13 protein-coding genes are annotated in these 19,019 nt (G+C 59.4%); 12 read left to right on the forward strand and 1 reads right to left on the reverse strand.

Translation table 11 applies throughout. From position 1 onward, the window contains the following. Positions 1-817 precede the first annotated feature (817 nt). From AF70_RS06860 to AF70_RS06915, 12 genes are all read left to right on the forward strand, one after another. Positions 818-2,134 carry a nucleotide sugar dehydrogenase gene (locus AF70_RS06860; RefSeq protein ID WP_028940345.1) on the forward strand — a complete coding sequence of 439 codons (1,317 nt, stop codon included), beginning with the start codon at positions 818-820 and terminating at the stop codon, positions 2,132-2,134. Positions 2,135-2,333: 199 nt separating this feature from the next. Beyond that, the gene (gene alg8 / locus AF70_RS06865) at positions 2,334-3,815 is read left to right on the forward strand and encodes a mannuronan synthase (RefSeq protein WP_371929186.1); all 1,482 of its coding nucleotides are present in this window, start codon (positions 2,334-2,336) and stop codon (positions 3,813-3,815) included. Positions 3,816-3,850: 35 nt separating this feature from the next. Further along, entirely contained in the window at positions 3,851-5,020 is a 1,170-nt protein-coding gene (locus AF70_RS06870) for an alginate biosynthesis protein Alg44 (protein ID WP_019581107.1), read from the forward strand. Between the two features lie 9 nt (positions 5,021-5,029). Beyond that, positions 5,030-6,454 (forward strand): alginate biosynthesis TPR repeat lipoprotein AlgK, encoded by a 1,425-nt coding sequence (algK, locus tag AF70_RS06875; RefSeq protein WP_019581108.1) that lies wholly within the window; start codon positions 5,030-5,032, stop codon positions 6,452-6,454. Continuing rightward, positions 6,451-7,938, forward strand: coding sequence for an alginate export family protein (locus AF70_RS06880; protein ID WP_019647721.1), 1,488 nt, complete (start codon positions 6,451-6,453; stop codon positions 7,936-7,938). The genes algK and AF70_RS06880 overlap by 4 nt, the downstream gene beginning before the upstream one ends. Before the next feature lie 26 nt (positions 7,939-7,964). Beyond that, a complete protein-coding gene (gene algG / locus AF70_RS06885) occupies positions 7,965-9,554 on the forward strand; it encodes a mannuronan 5-epimerase AlgG (protein ID WP_028940346.1) in 1,590 nt (529 codons plus the stop codon). A gap of 10 nt (positions 9,555-9,564) precedes the next feature. Further along, positions 9,565-11,016 carry an alginate O-acetyltransferase gene (locus AF70_RS06890; RefSeq protein WP_028940347.1) on the forward strand — a complete coding sequence of 484 codons (1,452 nt, stop codon included), beginning with the start codon at positions 9,565-9,567 and terminating at the stop codon, positions 11,014-11,016. 11 nt (positions 11,017-11,027) lie between these two features. Beyond that, complete coding sequence (locus tag AF70_RS06895) at positions 11,028-12,161, forward strand: mannuronate-specific alginate lyase (RefSeq protein ID WP_019581112.1); 1,134 nt, start codon at positions 11,028-11,030, stop codon at positions 12,159-12,161. Positions 12,162-12,415: 254 nt separating this feature from the next. Beyond that, positions 12,416-13,981, forward strand: a complete 1,566-nt coding sequence (locus tag AF70_RS06900; protein WP_028940348.1) for an MBOAT family protein — start codon at positions 12,416-12,418, stop codon at positions 13,979-13,981. 11 nt (positions 13,982-13,992) lie between these two features. Then, complete coding sequence (locus tag AF70_RS06905) at positions 13,993-15,168, forward strand: alginate O-acetyltransferase (protein ID WP_019581114.1); 1,176 nt, start codon at positions 13,993-13,995, stop codon at positions 15,166-15,168. Between the two features lie 15 nt (positions 15,169-15,183). Further along, positions 15,184-15,840, forward strand: a complete 657-nt coding sequence (locus AF70_RS06910; RefSeq protein ID WP_019581115.1) for an alginate O-acetyltransferase AlgF — start codon at positions 15,184-15,186, stop codon at positions 15,838-15,840. 146 nt (positions 15,841-15,986) lie between these two features. Continuing rightward, a complete protein-coding gene (locus AF70_RS06915; protein ID WP_028940349.1) occupies positions 15,987-17,438 on the forward strand; it encodes a mannose-1-phosphate guanylyltransferase/mannose-6-phosphate isomerase in 1,452 nt (483 codons plus the stop codon). A gap of 93 nt (positions 17,439-17,531) precedes the next feature. Here the strand turns inward: AF70_RS06915 and AF70_RS29780 are convergent. Continuing rightward, on the reverse strand, positions 17,532-19,019 hold a 1,488-nt coding region (locus tag AF70_RS29780; RefSeq protein ID WP_231508972.1), incomplete at its 5' end, for an RHS repeat-associated core domain-containing protein.

Below are 19,019 nucleotides of genomic sequence, written 5' to 3' on the forward strand. Positions count from 1 at the left end.
CGCGCACGACATCAACAACTTCGTCGTGCGCTACCCCTTCGATCCTCGAACAATCCCCGCCCTTTTCGCCGACTTATTGGCGCCAAAAAACAAGCACTCTATTTTCTAACTTTTGTTTCACTCGACTTTGCTGATTTTTTTCAGTAGTGGCACTGAAAATTTTTGTTGGTAGTGGCAAAAAAGTATCCAAGGCAATAATCACCCTATATATAAAGGGCGAAACGGCAAGTGCTATCAATATGAGAGCAGTGCCATCTTTTTCAATATTTCAAGAAATTTCAGAAATCGCGATGGGCGGACTGGAACTATGTCCAAATGCGCCGCTCATACCACCCGTAACGATTCTCTCGGCGAACGTACGAGATAACTTACACAGAGAAGCGGTCCCGATAGCGAAGTTGTCACATTAACTTGAACTTATGGATCACTTGTTTGGGAAACACATGAAGGACAGGAGATAACGCACCATTAATATCCCCTACAAGGCCACGGCTGCGCCCCTATAAACGTGCTCACCCGAGCACCCAACCGCTTGATTTACGGGCTTCTGGCCTGGCATTGAGCGCGCAAGACCTTTGCACGAACGTCCTCTGATTAGAGGGTCGGCTGCATAACAGGGCACGTCATAACAATAAGGCCTGGTTGCGCACATCTTGAGTGCACTTATTTAGACACTCGGAACTTAGTATGCCTGCACCCGGCATTGTGACGCCTTTAAGGCCGCACTTGCGAGTGCACTATGACCGCTGAACACCATTAACTCCGGCCATGTAATGGCTTGTTGAACACAGTCTTGATTAACTGAGAGGTAAATGCGATGCGCATCAGCATATTTGGTTTGGGTTACGTCGGTGCAGTCTGTGCCGGTTGCCTGTCTGCACGGGGCCATGACGTCGTTGGCGTCGATGTTGCCAAAGACAAGATCGATATGATCAACGCCGGTCGTTCGCCGATCGTTGAACCCGGTCTGGGCGAACTTCTGAAACAGGGCATCGAGACTGGCCGTCTGCGCGGCACGACCAACTTCGCCGAGGCGATTCGCGACACCGATCTGTCGATGATCTGCGTCGGCACGCCGAGCAAAAAGAACGGCGACCTGGAACTGAACTACATCGAGGCCGTGTGCCGCGAAATCGGTTTTGTTCTGCGTGACAAAACCACCCGCCACACCATCGTCGTGCGCAGCACCGTGTTGCCGGGCACCGTGGCAAACGTGGTCATCCCGATTCTCGAAGATTGCTCCGGCAAGAAAGCCGGTGTCGACTTCGGTGTTGCCGTGAACCCTGAGTTCCTGCGTGAAAGCACCGCGATCGCCGACTACGACCAGCCGCCAATGACCGTCATCGGTGAGTTCGACAAGGCTTCGGGCGACGTTCTGCAATCGCTGTACGAAGAACTCGACGCGCCGATCATCCGCAAGGACATCGCCGTTGCCGAGATGATCAAGTACACCTGCAACGTGTGGCACGCCACCAAGGTGACCTTCGCCAACGAGATCGGCAACATCGCCAAGGCTGTCGGCGTCGATGGTCGTGAAGTGATGGAAGTGGTCTGCCAGGACAAGACACTGAACCTGTCCCAGTACTACATGCGTCCTGGCTTCGCGTTCGGCGGCTCCTGCCTGCCGAAAGATGTGCGCGCCCTGACCTACCGCGCCGGTTCCCTGGACGTCGAAGCACCGCTGCTCAACTCGCTGATGCGCAGTAACGAGTCCCAGGTACAGAACGCGTTCGACATCGTCTCCAGCCACGACAAACGCAAAGTCGCCCTGCTGGGCCTGAGCTTCAAGGCCGGCACCGACGACCTGCGCGAAAGCCCGCTGGTCGATCTGGCGGAAATGCTGATCGGCAAGGGCTACGACCTGAGCATCTACGACAGCAACGTCGAGTACGCCCGTGTCCACGGTGCGAACAAGGATTACATCGAGTCGAAGATCCCTCACGTCTCGTCCTTGCTCAACTCGAACTTCGAGGACGTGATCAACAACTCCGACGTGATCATCCTCGGTAACCGTGACGAGAAATTCCGCGCCCTGGCGCTGGAAGCACCGCACGGCAAGCAAGTGGTCGACCTGGTCGGCTTCATGTCCAAAGCCACCAGCGTCAGCAAGCGCACCGAAGGTATCTGCTGGTAACACGCCTGTAGGAGCTGTCGAGTGAAACGAGGCTGCGATCTTTCCCAGCTCACTTGAATCCCAAGCGAAAGATCAAAAGATCGCAGGCTTCGCCAGCTCCTACAGGGATTCTGGCGTTATCCAAACCGGGTGGCGCCAGTTTTCACAAGCCTGCCTTAACCCAATCGGGCTCCGCCCGAGATCGAGACGGATGCAGATTATGCACAGGCTAAAGCACGGCCTACTTCAGGCCGCCGGTTGGCTGTTTTACCTAAGTTTATTGATGGGCATCGCCATTGCGTTGCCTGTGTCCACGTTCGACTCCGAGTCGAAGGACTTCATTTTCCTGGTCGGTATCGTCGGTATCTGGCGCTACTCGATGGGTGCCACGCACTTTCTGCGCGGCATGCTGTTTCTGTACGTGGTCTACCCGCACCTGCGGCGCAAAGTGCGCAAGCTGGGTAAAGCGGCAGACCCCTCCCATGTGTTCCTGATGGTCACCAGCTTCCGTATCGACGCGCTGACCACCGCGCAGGTCTACAGCTCGGTCATCCGCGAGGCCATCGACTGCGGCCTGCCGACCACCGTGGTGTGCTCCATCGTCGAAATGTCCGATGAGCTGCTGGTCAAGAGCCTCTGGAAACGCATGAACCCACCGGCGAGCGTCAAGCTCGACTTCGTGCGCATTCCCGGCACCGGCAAGCGCGATGGCCTGGCCTACGGTTTCCGCGCCATCTCCCGCCACCTGCCGGACGACCGTGCCGTGGTTGCAGTGATCGATGGCGACACCGTGCTGGCCGAAGGCGTCGTGCTCAAGACCGTGCCGTGGTTCCAGCTGTTCGGCAATGTCGGCGGCCTGACCACCAACGAGTTCTGCGAAGTGCGCGGCGGCTACATCATGAGCGAATGGCACAAACTGCGATTCGCCCAGCGCCACATCAACATGTGCTCCATGGCCCTGTCCAAGCGTGTATTGACCATGACCGGTCGGATGTCGGTGTTCCGCGCCACCGTGGTCACCAACCCGGACTTCATCGCCGATGTGGAAAGCGACTCGCTGCAACACTGGCGTCTGGGCCGCTTCAAGTTCCTGACCGGTGACGACAAGTCGAGCTGGTTCAGCCTGATGCGCCTGGGTTACGACACGTTCTACGTGCCCGACGCCGCGATCCATACCGTGGAACACCCGCCGGAAAAGAGCTTCATCAAGGCCAGTCGCAAACTGATGTTCCGTTGGTACGGCAACAACCTGCGGCAGAACTCCCGCGCCCTGGGCCTGGGGATGAAACGCCTCGGTCTGTTCACTTCGGTGGTGCTGTTCGATCAGCGCGTGTCGATGTGGACGTCCCTGCTGGGCCTGACCGTGGCGCTCATCGCCACCTTCAAGTACGGCACCGCGTTCATCCTGGTTTACCTGCTGTGGATCGGCATCACCCGCCTGATCCTGACCCTGTTGCTGTCCTGTTCCGGTCACCGGATCGGCCCGGCGTACCCGGCCATTCTCTATTACAACCAGATCGTCGGCGCGCTGGTGAAGATCTACGTGTTCTTCCGCCTCGACAAACAATCCTGGACTCGCCAGCCCACTTCTCTGACCCGTGATCTCGCCAGCTTTCAACGTTGGTTCAACACCTGGTCGTCTCGGACCATGACCTTCTCCGCCGGCAGCATCTTTGTCGCCGTGCTGCTGATGATGGTCTGACCGAACTCGCCTGAATTAACTAGGAAATCGCCCATATGAATACCGCCGTCAACAGCAACGTAGTGCACGAATCCGAAGCCCAGCGCCAACACGCCCGTGTGAAAATTCCGGCCAAGCTGCGTTTCTTCGGCCCTGACCGGACCCCGGTCGAAGCCCGGGTCATCGACCTTTCCGCAGGCGGCCTGGCGTTCAACGCCGGTCAGCTGCCACTGAAGGTTGGCGATGTGCACAAGGCCCGCCTGCAATTCGTCATCGATAACCTTGGCCTGGCCATGGACGTGGAATTGCAGATCCGCTCCGTCGACCGCCAGACCGGTCGCACCGGTTGCCAGTTCCAGAACCTGGAGCCGCGGGACATTTCCACCCTGCGCCACCTGATCACCTCGCACCTGGCCGGCGACATCGTCAGCATCGGTGAAGTGCTGGCGACCCTGCAGCGCGACAACTTCACCAAGGCGCGCAAGGTCAAGGACGGCGGCCACGGCATGACCGCGCTCGGCCGTCTGAAAGCGGTGACCTTCAGCGCCGGCATCTTCGTGGTCGGCCTGGTAGCGTTCGGTTTCATTTTCAAATCGGTGTACGGCATGTACTTCGTCAGCCACGCCCAGGCCGGTCTGGTCAGCGTGCAAGGCATGAACATCACCATGCCGCGCGACGGCACCGTGCAGAGCCTGATCAAGGCTGACGGCGTTGCTGCCAAAGGCGCACCGCTGGCGACCTTCAGCACCAGCATGCTCGACGTGCTCAAGGGCCATCTGGACGAAAACCAACTGCAACCGTCCAAGGTTGAAGAGCTCTTCGGCAAGCAAATGACCGGCACCCTGACCTCCCCGTGCGATTGCACCGTGGCGCAGCAACTGGTGGCTAACGGTCAATACGCCAACAAAGGTGACGTGATCTTCCAACTGGTGCCACGCAATACCGAAGCCAACGTTGAAGCACGCTTCTCCTATCGCCAGTTCGGCGACGTGCGCCCAGGCACCTCGGTCAGCTTCCAGATTGCCGGCGAAGACCAGACCCGTACCGGCAAGATCGTCAGCAGCACCAGCCTGAAAAGCGAAGACCTGTCATCCGATATCCGCGTGCAGATCAAACCTGACGAGCCGCTGGACAGCGCATTCGCCGGTCGCCCGGCGGAAGTGAACAGCACCCGTGGCCCGAACCTGAACTGGCTGATCAACAAAGCCATGGCCGCCGGTCTTTAAAAAGAGGACATGCCCGTGACGACTCCACAAATCCTCAGAACACCGCGCACCCACATAGGATCACTGTGTGCAGTTGCACTGGCCGTAAGCCTGGCCGGTTGCGCCGGCCTGCCCGACCAGCGCCTGGCCAATGAAGCCCTCAAGCGCGGTGATACCACGCTGGCGGCGCAGAACTATCAGCAACTGGCCGACCTGGGCTACAGCGAAGCCCAGGTTGGGCTGGCCGACATTCAGGTCGACAGCCGCGACCCGGCGCAGATCAAAAAGGCCGAGGCGACTTACCGCGCCGCAGCCAGCGTCTCGCCGCGGGCTCAGGCTCGCCTGGGTCGCCTGCTGGTGGCCAAACCTGGCGCCACCGAAGCCGAACACCACGAAGCCGAAACACTGTTGAAGAAAGCCGCGACCAATGGCGAAGGCAACACCCTGATCCCGTTGGCGATGCTGTATCTGCAATTCCCGCACAGCTTCCCCAACGTCAACGCACAACAGCAGATCAGCCAATGGCGCGCCGAAGGCAAACCGGAAGCAGGTCTGGCCCAGGTGCTGCTCTATCGCACCCAAGGCACTTACGACCAACACCTGAATGACGTGGAAAAGATCTGCAAAGCGGCGTTGAATACCACCGACATCTGCTACGTCGAACTGGCCACGGTCTATCAGAAACGTGGCCAGCCCGAACAACAGGCCGAGTTGATCAAGCAGATGCAGGCTGCTCACAGCCGTGGCACCGTCTCCGCGCAACGGGTCGACAGCGTGGCCCGCGTGCTGGGCGATGCGAGCCTGGGCAAGACCGACGAAAAAACCGCTCAGTCGCTGCTCGAAGGCATCGCCCCGGGCTACCCGGCGTCGTGGGTCAGCCTGGCGCAATTGCTCTACGACTTCCCTGAACTGGGCGACGTCGACACGATGATGAAGTACCTGGACAACGGCCGCGCCGCCGACCAGCCGCGCGCCGAACTGTTGCTGGGCAAGCTCTACTACGAAGGCAAGATGGTGCCGGCCGACGCCAAGGTCGCCGAAGAGCACTTCAAGAAAGCCGTCGGCCGGGAAGTCGCCGCCGATTACTACCTCGGCCAGATTTACCGTCGCGGTTACCTGGGCAAGGTCTATCCGCAGAAAGCCCTGGATCACCTGCTGACCGCTGCGCGCAACGGCCAGAACAGCGCCGATTTCGCCATCGCCCAACTGTTCTCCCAAGGCAAGGGCACCCGGCCCGACCCGGTCAACGCTTACGTCTTCAGCCAATTGGCCAAGGCTCAAGACACCCCGCAAGCCACTGAGCTTGCGCAAACACTCGAAGCGCAACTGCCGCCTGATCGGCTGGCCGAGGCCCAACGCCTGCTCAAACAAGAACAGGCCATTCGTAGCACCGTGAGTCCGGACACGCTGGAACTGCACGCTTTGCAAGAAGAAGACGGCGAGGAATCCCTATGAAACTCAATCCATTCGTGCAGGCCGGTATTGGCCTGACATTCGCCCTGCTGTGGTCGTGCCCGACCCTGGCGGCCCTGACCGAAGACAAGAACTTCGGTCTCGAAGTCAAAGTTACCGGCCAGTCCGAGAACGACAGTGATCTGGGCACCGCCGGTGGCGGCGACGTTAACGGCGTCGGCCTCGACCTGCGCCCATGGGTCTATGGCGAAAGCGGCGCGTGGAGCGCCTACGCGATGGGTCAGGCCGTGACGTCCACCGACATCATCGAAACCGACACCCTGCAGCAGTCCGACAACAGCGGCACCCAGACCACCGACAGCGGTGATCGCAAGACCAAGAAAAACTACCTGGCGATGCGCGAGTTCTGGGTCGGTTACCAGGGCCTCACGCCTTACCCTGGCGAGATCCTCAAGTTCGGTCGCCAACGCCTGCGCAACGACGACGGCCAATGGCGCGACACCAACATCGAAGCCCTGAACTGGACCTTCGACACCACCCTGTTGCGCGCCAACGTCGGTATCGCCGAACGCTTCAGCGAATACCGTACCGACCTGAAAGAACTGGCGCCCAAAGACAAGGATCGCCTGCACGCCTACGCCGATGCGGCGTATCAGTGGACGCCGGGTAACTGGGTCGGCATTCGCGGTCATCACACCCACGATAACGGCAAGCTCGACTATCCGGAGCCAGGCGTGGCCGGCGATACCCTGGACAAGAAACAGAACGGCGACATCAGCTGGCTCGGCCTCACCGCCGACAGTGATGCCTACAACTGGCGCAACACCAACTCCGTCAATTACTGGGGCAGCATCACCGGCATGAGCGGCGACCGTGACACGGTCAACCCGCTGAATGCCGACGGCACTCGCCCGGCAGAAGCCAAGCGTGGTGAAGACCTGAACGGCTGGGCTACCGACGTGGGTGTTCGTCTGCGCCTCGATCCACAGTGGCAAGTCGGTGCAGCCTATGCCCGCGCCAGCGCCGAGTACCAACAGAACGGCCTGGAAAGCAACCGCTCGAACTACACCGGTACGCGCTCGCGGGTTCACCGTTTCGGCGAAGCCTTCCGTGGCGAAATGAACAACATGCAGACCGCTACGTTGTTCGGCTCCTGGATGCTCAACGATGAATACGACGCCAGCTTGATCTATCACAAGTTCTGGCGTGTGGACGGCAACAAGCCGGTGGGCAACAACGGCATCAACGCTGTTGAAAACAACACCGACGACGCGACCGGCGCGATCCTCTCCAGCACCTCCCTGCCGCTGGAAGATGGCAACAAGGACCTCGGTCAGGAAATGGACCTGGTGGTCACCAAGTACTTCAAGCAAGGCCTGTTGCCGGCAGCGTTGAGCCAGTCGATCGATGAGCCTTCGGCCCTGGTGCGGTTCCGTGGTGGTGTGTTCAAGCCCGGCGATGCCTATGGCAAAGAAGTCGACTCGTACATGCACCGTGCGTTTATCGACGTGATCTGGCGCTTCTGATGCAAACCGCGAAGGGAGTGCCCGACATGAACAGCGCCAAGAAAGGCTCGATCAGCCTGCTGGCCGGCGCGCTGCTGCTGGCCAGCGCAGCCGCCTTCGCCACCGTCGAACCGGCCAAGTCTGTGCAACAGGGCAAATCGACGACCATAGCCAAGGGGCTGCAACAGGCCAAGACCTACACCGTCAGCAGCGCGCCAACCGCGCCCCTGGACTTGGCCAAGCCGAAACTGCCGGACACTTCAGGCTACACCGCCGAAGCCATTGCCGCGAAAATCGTGCGCACCAAGCCCGGTAAGATCAGCGTGCGCCGGATGATGCAGGAAGACGCCTTGAAGGACTTCATCGGCGGCGACAACAAGATGGCCGAGTGGGTGGTGCGTCAGCACGGCATCCCGCAGGCGATCTTCGTCGACGACGGCTACATGAACCTCAAGGATCTGACCAAGAAGCTGCCCAAGCAGTACCTCAGCGAAACATCGCCAGGTGTGTTCCTGGCGAAGTTGCCGATCGTGGTGGGCAGACACGGCATTCTGGAAATCGACAAACAGACCCAGGAACTGCGCCTGTCCCAGGAGGCCGGCTCGTTCCTGGTCAACGACGGTCAGCTGTTTGTGCGTGATACCAAGATCACCGGTTGGAGCGAGAAGGCCAACGGCCCGGCGGCCTTCTCGTCGCCCAAGGAGTTCCGGCCGTTCCTGTTGTCCTGGGGCGGCACCGAGACCTACATCGCCAACAGCAAGATCGCCAGTTTCGGTTACGCCAACAGTAAGTCCTACGGCGTGAGTATTTCCCAGTACACGCCGAACATGGCCAAGGTGCTCAAGCGTCCTGAACCGACCGGCTGGATCGTCGGCTCCGAGTTCTCGGACATGTGGTACGGCTTCTACTGCTACGAAACCCGCGACTTCGTGGTCAAGGGCAATACCTACAAAGACAACATCGTCTACGGCATCGACCCCCATGACCGTTCCCACGGTCTGATCATCGCCGACAACACGGTGTACGGTACGAAGAAGAAGCACGGGATCATTATTTCCCGTGAGGTCAACGACAGCTTCATCTTCAACAACCGCAGCTACGACAACCACCTCTCGGGCCTGGTGATCGACCGTAACAGTGTGAACAACCTGATCGCCTACAACGAGATCTACAAGAACCACACCGACGGCATCACCCTCTACGAGAGTGCCGACAACCTGCTGTGGGGCAACCAGGTGATCAGCAACCGACGCCACGGCATCCGTATTCGTAACAGCGTGAACATCCGCCTGTACGAAAACGTCTCGATGGCCAACGGCCTGACCGGTGTCTACGGGCACATCAAAGACCTGAGCGACACCGACCGGGACATCAAGCTCGACCCGTTCGATGCCGAAGTGTCGCTGATCGTGGTCGGTGGTGAACTGGCTGCCAACGGCAGCGGACCGCTGTCGATCGACTCGCCGCTGAGCGTGGAGTTGTATCGCGTGTCGATGCTCGCACCGACCAAAACCAGCGGCATCAGCTTCTCGGGAATTCTCGGCGAGCGTCAGGATGAAATTCTCGACCTGCTGGTGCGCCAGCAGAAAGCCGTGCTGATCGACCCTGTCGAACGCCAGACCGAAATGCGGGACTGAGGATAATTTTATGCACCCACACTTGATCAAATTACTCAGCCTGTCGGCCCTGACTGCGGGCATTCTCGCGGCCAGCACTGGCGTGCGTGCCGAAGACGCCAAGGCACCGAGCTTCAGCGCCGAGCCGTGCTGCAGCCTGTGCCCGGCAGCCCACGACCCGAAGAACTACACCACCCGCTATCAGCAGAACTTCACCACACTGGTGCAGGCCCAGGGCGATTGGCTGTTCCGTACACAAGAAGACTTGCGCACCGAATTCGACACCACGCTCGCCGGCTACAAACGCATGAAGCAGCTGCACGATGCGTTCAAGAGCAAAGGCGTGGAACTGGTCATCGTTTACCAGCCGACCCGTGGCCTGGTGAACCGCAACAAGCTGAACCCGGAAGAAAAAGCCAAATACGATTTCGACAAGGCACTGACCAACTACAAAACCATGCTCGGGCGTTTTGCGCAGATGGGCTACGTGGTCCCTGACCTGTCACCGCTGACCAACGAATCGCTGCCCGACACCCTGCCCGCCCACGATTTCTACTTCCGCGGTGACCAGCACTGGACCCCGTATGGCGCCCAGCGCACCGCGAAGATCGTCGCCGAGAAGGTCAAGCAAATGCCGGCCTTCGCCGACATTCCCAAACGTGAATTCGAGACCCATAAGTCGGGTCGCATGGGCAAGACCGGAACGTTGCACAACATGGCGGGTCAACTCTGTGGCACCAGCTACGCGATCCAGTACATGGATCAGTTCACCACCGAGCCCAAGGGCGAAGCGGCGGATGGCGATCTGTTCGGTGAATCCGGCAACCCGCAAATCACCCTGGTCGGCACCAGCCACAGCGGCAAGAACTACAACTTCGCCGGTTTCCTCGAAGAGGCCATCGGCGCCGACATCCTCAACGTGGCATTCCCCGGCGGTGGCCTGGAAGGTTCGATGCTGCAGTACCTGGGCAGCGAAGAGTTCCAGACCAAGCCACCGAAGATTCTCATCTGGGAGTTCTCGCCGCTTTATCGCCTCGACCAGGAAACCATCTACCGCCAGATGATGGCGCTGCTGGATAACGGTTGCGAAGGCAAGGATGCACAGATGAGCGGCAGCGCCGCACTGAAGCCGGGCAAAAACGAACTGATGGTCAACAGCAAGAACCTGGACCTGCGCAACAGCGATCACCAGGTCGACATCCGCTTCGCCGATACGTCGGTGAAAACCTTGCATGCCACCCTCTGGTACATGAATGGGCGTCATGAGGACATCAAGATCGAGAAGCCGGAAACCTCCGAAACCGACGGGCGTTTCGCTTTCGAGTTGCGCACGGACGAAGACTGGGCCTCGCAGAATCTGCTGGCCGTTGAAGTCCAGGGGCCTGAAACACCAGGCGCCGCGCCGCAGAAAGTCGAAGCGAAAATCTGCAAACGCAACGTGTTCTCCGGCACCGGGCAGCGTACTGCTCAAGCCGGGCAATGAGGCTACCTCTTATGAACTGCATGCAAACCCGAACTTTGAAACAGTTACTCGCGCCTTCCCTGCTGGCTCTGGCGATGTTCGCTGGCGCCACCCAGGCCGCCGCGCCACTGCACCCGCCCCAGGGTTACTTCGCGCCTGTGGATAAATTCAAGACCGGCGACAAGAGCGAAGGCTGCGATGCAATGCCGACGCCCTACACCGGCGCCCTGCAGTTTCGCAGCAAATACGAAGGCTCCGACAAGTCCCGTTCGACCCTGAACGAAGCATCGGAAAAAGCCTTCCGCGACACCACCGCCGACATCACCAAGATCGAGCGTGGCACCAGCAAGCGAGTGATGCAGTTCATGCGTGACGGTCGCCCGGAACAACTGGAATGCACCCTCGACTGGTTGACCGCCTGGGCCAAGGCCGACGCGTTGATGTCCAGGGACTTCAACCACACTGGCAAGTCCATGCGCAAATGGGCGCTGGGCAGCATGGCGTCGTCCTATATCCGCCTGAAATTCTCTGACTCGCACCCACTGGCCACCCACCAGGAAGAGGCGCAGGTGATTGAAGCCTGGTTCAGCAAAATGGCCGACCAGGTGGTCAGCGATTGGGACAACCTGCCGCTCGAACAGACCAACAACCACTCGTATTGGGCCGCCTGGTCGGTGATGGCGACGTCGGTCGCCACCAACCGCCGCGACCTGTTCGACTGGGCCGTGAAGGAATTCAAGGTCGGCGCCAATCAAATCGACGCCCAAGGCTTCCTGCCTAACGAACTCAAGCGCCAGCAACGCGCCCTCGCCTACCACAACTACGCCCTGCCGCCGCTGGCGATGATCGCCAGTTTCGCCCAGGCCAACGGTGTGGATTTGCGTCAGGAAAACAACGGCGCCTTGAAACGCCTGGGTGATCGCGTGCTGGCCGGGGTGAAAGACCCGGATCAATTCGAGCAGAAAAACGGCAAGGATCAGGACATGACCGATCTCAAGATCGACTCGAAATTCGCCTGGCTCGAACCGTTCTGCTCGCTCTACACCTGCGCGCCGAATGTGCTGGAACTCAAGCACAAGATGCAGCCGTTCAAGTCTTTCCGCCTCGGCGGGGACTTGACCAAGGTCTACGACCCGGCCAATGAAAAAGGCAACAAGGGCTCTTAAAGCTCAGCGCTATCCATTGTGGCGAGGGGGCTTGCCCCCGTTGGGGTGCGTAGCGCCCCCAAAACCTGACAGCGCGGTGACTCAGGCATAACGCGTTTACCGGTTTTAAGACTGCTTCGCAGCCGAACGGGGGCAAGCCCCCTCGCCACAGGGTCAGTGTCAGGCATGAATTGAGTAATACATCCCCGGATTTTCGTGGGGGGTTTGGGGGGGCCGTTGGCCCTTGACTGTTGGTTAAACATGGAGAGATCGGGATGGTATTTTCATCCAACGTGTTCCTGTTTCTGTTCTTGCCGATCTTTCTCGGCTTGTACTACTTGAGCGGGCAACGCTATCGCAACTTGCTGCTGCTGATCGCCAGCTACGTGTTCTACGCCTGGTGGCGTGTGGACTTCCTTGCGCTGTTCGCAGCCGTCACGCTGTGGAACTACTGGATCGGCCTGAAAGTTGGCGCCGCCGGTGTCCGGACCAAACCGGCCCAACGCTGGCTGCTGCTCGGCGTCGCGGTGGACTTGTGCATCCTGGGCTACTTCAAGTACGCCAACTTCGGCGTGGAGAGCATCAACGCGATGATGACCTCGGTCGGTCTGTCGCCGTTCATCCTGACCCACGTACTGTTGCCGATCGGGATCTCGTTCTACATCTTCGAGTCCATCAGCTACATCATCGACGTTTACCGCGGCGATACCCCGGCCACCCGCAACCTGATCGACTTTGCCGCATTCGTAGCGATCTTCCCGCACTTGATCGCGGGCCCGGTGCTGCGTTTCCGCGACCTGGCCGACCAGTTCAACAACCGTACCCACACCCTCGACAAGTTCTCCGAAGGTGCCACGCGGTTCATGCAGGGTTTCATCAAGAAGGTGTTCATCGCCGACACCCTGGCGGTGGTCGCCGACCATTGCTTCGCCTTGCAGAACCCGACCACGGGCGATGCCTGGCTCGGCGCCCTGGCCTACACCGCGCAGCTGTACTTCGACTTCTCCGGCTACAGCGACATGGCGATTGGCCTGGGCTTGATGATGGGTTTCCGCTTCATGGAAAACTTCAAACAGCCGTACGTCAGCCAGTCGATCACCGAGTTCTGGCGGCGCTGGCACATCAGCCTCTCCACCTGGCTGCGTGACTACCTGTACATCACCCTCGGCGGTAACCGTAAAGGCACGCTGATGACCTATCGCAACCTGTTCCTGACCATGCTGCTCGGTGGTCTGTGGCACGGCGCGAACATCACCTACATCGTCTGGGGCGCCTGGCACGGCATGTGGCTGGCAATCGAAAAAGCCATCGGCCTGAACACCTCGCCGCGCAGCTTCAACCCGATCCGCTGGGTCCTGACCTTCCTGCTGGTGGTGATGGGCTGGGTGATCTTCCGCGCAGAGAACCTGCACGTCGCCGGTCGCATGTACGGCGCAATGTTCAGCTTCGGCGAATGGTCGCTGTCGGAACTCAACCAGGCCAGCCTCACCGGTCTGCAAGTGGCAACCCTGGTGGTGGCTTACGTGACCCTGGCGTTCTTCGGCCTGCGTGATTTCTACACCAACCAGCCGCCAGTCAAGACCAAGCCTGCAGTGAACATCGAAACCGACGGCCCGGCCGCGGCGACACCCGGAACGATCAAGGCCGTACCGGGCGATAACCCGGCCAGCATCCACCAACCGGGTTACACCGTCGGCGTTGAAGCGACTGTGCAACCGGCCTACTGGACCGCCGATTGGTCCCGTTACGTGATGCGCGCCCTGGTACTGCTGCTGTTCATCGCCTCGATTCTCAAACTCTCGGCGCAAAGCTTCTCGCCGTTCCTTTACTTCCAGTTCTGAGGGATCTGACCATGACCCGCTCATTACGCATCTTCTACATCGCCCTGTTCCTGGTGACCTTGCTGGTCCTGGGCGTGTGGTCGGTACGCAGCTTCTTCGGCTTCAGTACCAACGCCGATGCCACCGTGCTCAACGGACGCTGGACCAAAGCCGTCGAGACGCACTACGACGACGAGTTCCCAATCAAGCGCCTGGGCACCAACCTTTGGGCCGCGCTGGATTTCAAACTGTTCAACGAAGGTCGTCCGGGCGTGGTGCTCGGTCGCGATCAGTGGCTCTACAGCGATGAAGAGTTCCACCCGATCGTCAACGAAGAGTTGAACCTGCAAGGCAACTACGCGCTGGTAGAGGGCGTGCGCCAGGAACTGAAAAAGCGAGGCGTGCAACTGGTGATGGCGATTGTTCCGGCCAAGACGCGTCTGTACCCGGAACACCTGGGTGAAGTGAAGCCGGCGAGTATCCACACCAATCTGTACAAGGACTTCCACGCTCGCGTGGCGGCCGACAAGATCCTCGCCCCTGACCTGCTCGGCCCGCTGCAACAAGCCAAGCACGACGGTCAGCAAGTGTTCCTGCGCACCGACACCCACTGGACCCCGGAAGGCGCACAGGTCGCTGCCCAGACTCTGGCCAAGACCATTGCCGACAAGGCTCCGCTCAGTGGCGAACCGCAAAACTTCGTCACCGAACCGGCGGAGAAGGTGACGCACAAGGGTGACTTGCGGTTGTTCCTCCCGCTGGACCCGCTGTTCGAGAACCTGATGCCGGCGCCAGAACCTTTGCAGAAGCGCAACACCGTGGCGGCCCAGGATCAACCGGCCGGTGATGACGCGTTGTTCGCCAACACGGAAGTGCCGGTGGCCCTGATCGGCACCAGCTACAGCGCCAACCCTAACTGGAACTTCGTCGGTGCGCTGAAAGAAGCGCTGCACAGCGACGTGGTCAATTACGCCGAAGACGGCCATGGCCCGATTCTGCCGATGCTCAGCTACCTGAAAAGCGATGCCTTCAAGAACAGCCCGCCACAAGTGCTGATCTGGGAATTCCCTGAACGATATCTGCCTGTGAACAACGAAATCGGTGACGCCGACCCGCAGTGGGTCGCAGAGCTTAAACAAGCCGGCGCGCGCCAACAAAACGTAGCTGTAAACACCAAATCCGAGACGCCCGACCGGGCGCAAAACTGAAAGAGAGGTACACCCATGACTTTCACTACTACTCCTCGCCGTCTCGCCAAGACCTTTGCTCTCGTTGCCGGCATGAGCGTGCTCTCGATGCAAGCCTTCGCCGGTGGCGACGCAGCCCTCTACGGCCCGACCGCACCGAAAGGCTCCACCTTCGTGCGGGTCTACAACGCCGGTAACGCTGAAGTCAGTGCTACAGTCGGCACCACCAACCTGAACGAAGTCGCGCCGCTGTCCAGCACTGACTTCAGCTTCATGCCGGGCGGCGACTACAGCGCCAAGGTCGGTAGCCAGACCCTGCCGGTGAAACTGGCCGGCGATCACTATTACACCCTGGTCAACAACGCCAGCGGCGCACCGCAACTGATCGAAGAACCGCCGTTCAAGAACAAGCAGAAATCCCTGGTACGCGTTCAGAACCTGAGCGACAAGGCCCTGACCCTGAAAACCGCCGACGGCAAGACCGATGTGGTGCCGAACGTGGCTGCGAAGGGCCGTGGCGAGCGTGAAATCAACCCGGTGAAAGTCAGCCTGGCGCTGTACGAAGGCGACAAGAAAGTCGGCGACGTGAAGCCGGTTGCCCTGGAGCGCGGTGAAGCGGCGGTGCTGTACGTCACCGGCAACGGCAGCAGCCTGTCGCCAGTCTGGGTCAAGCGCCCAGTGTCGACGCGCTAATAATTTTTCCGAACAGCTGACCCCCAATGGGGCCTTGAAACGGGCCCCTGCACAGGGAGAGTCAACCGTCCGGTACGGAACAAAAACAAGAGTGAAACGACAGAACGTTCGTGGCTCTAACCAATCGATTTTAAAGGAGTAACAACATGATTCCGGTGATCTTGTCAGGTGGTAGTGGCTCACGTCTTTGGCCGCTTTCCCGTAAGCAGTTCCCCAAGCAATTCCTCGCCCTGACCGGCGAGCAAACGCTGTTCCAGCAAACCCTCGAACGCCTGGTGTTCGAAGGCATGGACACTCCGATCGTGGTCTGCAACAAGGAACACCGTTTCATCGTCAACGAGCAGTTGGGCGCCCGCAACCTGGACGTGCAGCGCGTGCTGATGGAACCCTTCGGCCGCAACACCTCGCCAGCAGTGGCCCTGACCGCGATGATGCTGGTCAATGAAGGTCGCGACGAGTTGATGCTGGTGCTGCCGGCCGACCACGTCCTGGAAGACCAGAAAGCCCTGCAACGCGCCCTGGCCCTGGCCACCGTGGCGGCCGAGCGTGGCGAGATGGTGCTGTTCGGCGTGCCGGCGACCAAACCGGAAACCGGTTACGGCTACATCAAATCCACCAACGATGCCCTGCTGCCGGAAGGCGTCAGCCGTGTCTCGCACTTCGTCGAAAAACCCGACGTGAAACGCGCCACCGAGTTCGTCCAGTCCGGCGGTTATTTCTGGAACAGCGGCATGTTCCTGTTCCGCGCCAGCCGCTTCCTCGAAGAGCTGAAAAAACATGATCCGGACATCTACGACACCTGCGTACTGACACTGGAACGTAGCGCGCAGGATGCCGACACCATCGACATCGACCCCGCCACCTTCGCTTGCTGCCCGGACAATTCCATTGACTATTCGGTGATGGAAAAAACCCAGCGCGCCTGCGTCGTACCGCTGACCGCGGGCTGGAGCGATGTCGGTTGCTGGTCGTCGCTGTGGGAAGTGAATGAAAAAGACGCCAACGGCAACGTCACCAAAGGCGATGTGGTCATCCAGGACAGCAAAAACTGCATGATCCATGGCAACGGCAAACTGGTGTCGGTGATCGGCCTGGAAAACATCGTGGTGGTCGAAACCAAGGACGCCATGATGATCGTCCACAAGGACAAGGTCCAAGGCGTCAAACAGATGGTCAACACCCTCAACGAACAGGGCCGCAGCGAAACCCAGAACCACTGCGAAGTCTATCGTCCGTGGGGTTCCTACGACTCGGTGGACATGGGCGGTCGTTTCCAGGTCAAGCACATCTCGGTCAAACCGGGCGCATGCCTGTCGCTGCAAATGCACCACCACCGCGCCGAACACTGGATCGTGGTCAGCGGCACCGCTGAAGTGACCTGCGACGACAACGTGTTCCTGCTTTGCGAAAACCAGTCGACCTATATCCCTATCGCGTCGGTTCATCGCCTGCGCAACCCGGGCAAGATTCCACTCGAGATCATCGAAGTGCAATCGGGCAGCTATCTGGGTGAAGACGATATCGAGCGCTTTGAAGATATCTACGGTCGTTCCACCCCGGTCGAACGCGGCGTGTCGGTGAAAACCATCGCGCAGTAAGCGCCGGTAATACAAGAAGCCCCCGTCCAGCCCGCTGCGTTCCCTATCCGCAGCGGGTTGGTCGGGGGCTTTTTTACATCTGGGTCGTCATCGTTAAAAAGGTGTCCACTCAGTGCTTTTCGCCTCCCTGTAGGCAACGATGTAGGCACTCGGAATCGGAGTAATAAAGGTAATTTCCACTGTCATCGGCGGAATCATCGCCACGAATTTCGACTGGTCAAGGGTTTCACTGCTCATCAAAAGTCTCGCATGCATTCGGCCTTTGGGAATGAATTCGAAGGACGTATTGAGCCCCAGCGTCTGATCATTGATGGCTCGCTCCTCAAGACCCGGAATTTCCATCCGGTACAGGTAGGCCCTTGTGTCACCGTACCCCCCTGAATCTTCATCCATGCCAGTGGATACGTACCCAGCAACAGGACTTCTAACGTGTTCCTGGGACAAAGTGTTCATGGATTTGACCACCACGGTCTGTCTGAACTCATCCTTGATTTCGGGTCCCCTGTTATCCCTGGGGAAAAAGCCACCCGCATTACGGATTTCCCCGGGGGGACGATTGTCCCCCCTCATGACGATGACGGCGCCTGATGGGCCAAGCGACAATTGATGTGAGCCCACATTCATTGAACCACCGGCATAGGCAGGAAGCGCTCTATTTGACTTGGCCGCGGTTGGCAACGATATCGGTGGCGGTCTTTTAGGTGCGGCCGCTGCACTCGCGGGCTGAACCGTCAGTGCCGAATTGGGCCGAAACGGCCGCAATGGCCCCACCGGCTTGACTGCAACCGGCGCATTAACAGACGATTGAGGAGGCCATGCGGGGACCCGGGGCTTATCGTTATTGGGTGCGAGCCCATCCGGATCGACCAACCCTGTCGGATTGTTTCGAACCATGCAGTAAAGATTGAGACCATCAATGGCCAAGGCCGGATCGGGACTGAGCCAACGCTGCAACCACGATATGTAGTATCGAAAACCGTAGTAATAAAGACCTGTCGCATCGCGTTCCTTGCCCGAATAGCGAATGGTTTTATAGTCGACGTCCGAACCGGTAAACCATGCAGTTCCGCCGAAGGGATAGAAGACTTCCTGGCTGATGATGTGTGCGTCATCGGCCAATTCCACCGTGCAAGACTTCAGGTGATCGACCAGGTTGTACCGGTATTGATCGTTGACCCCGGACGGTGGGTCGCTTACCCAGTGCAACACCCGAACCGTATTGAGTCCGGCCTGCGCGGTGATGACGTGNAGCACTTCTCCAGTGCCACTGTCAGTGCGCATTTCCAGCCCTGGCATGTAACGCACTTCGGCTTTCACGGTTCGGGCATTGGTCTGCAATGAACGAATCTTGCGCACCCGTTGACCAGTGCCAACATAACAATAGCATTCGCTGTCATTGCGCCCGGAGGCGCGCTCCACCGGGCTGACCGACTGCAATTGATTGCGCAGGTCCCACGTCAACAACCGCCCCTGATCCAGCTCCAGCAAGTTGCCCTTGGCATCGAATGCCGCGGCGATTTCATTTTCGGTCGGCGGCACCCCGTTGCGGTATGGCAAGCAACGATTGCTGTACCGGGCAGC

The sequence above is a fragment of the Pseudomonas sp. KD5 genome (assembly GCF_012932895.1).
Classification (GTDB): Bacteria; Pseudomonadota; Gammaproteobacteria; order Pseudomonadales; family Pseudomonadaceae; genus Aquipseudomonas.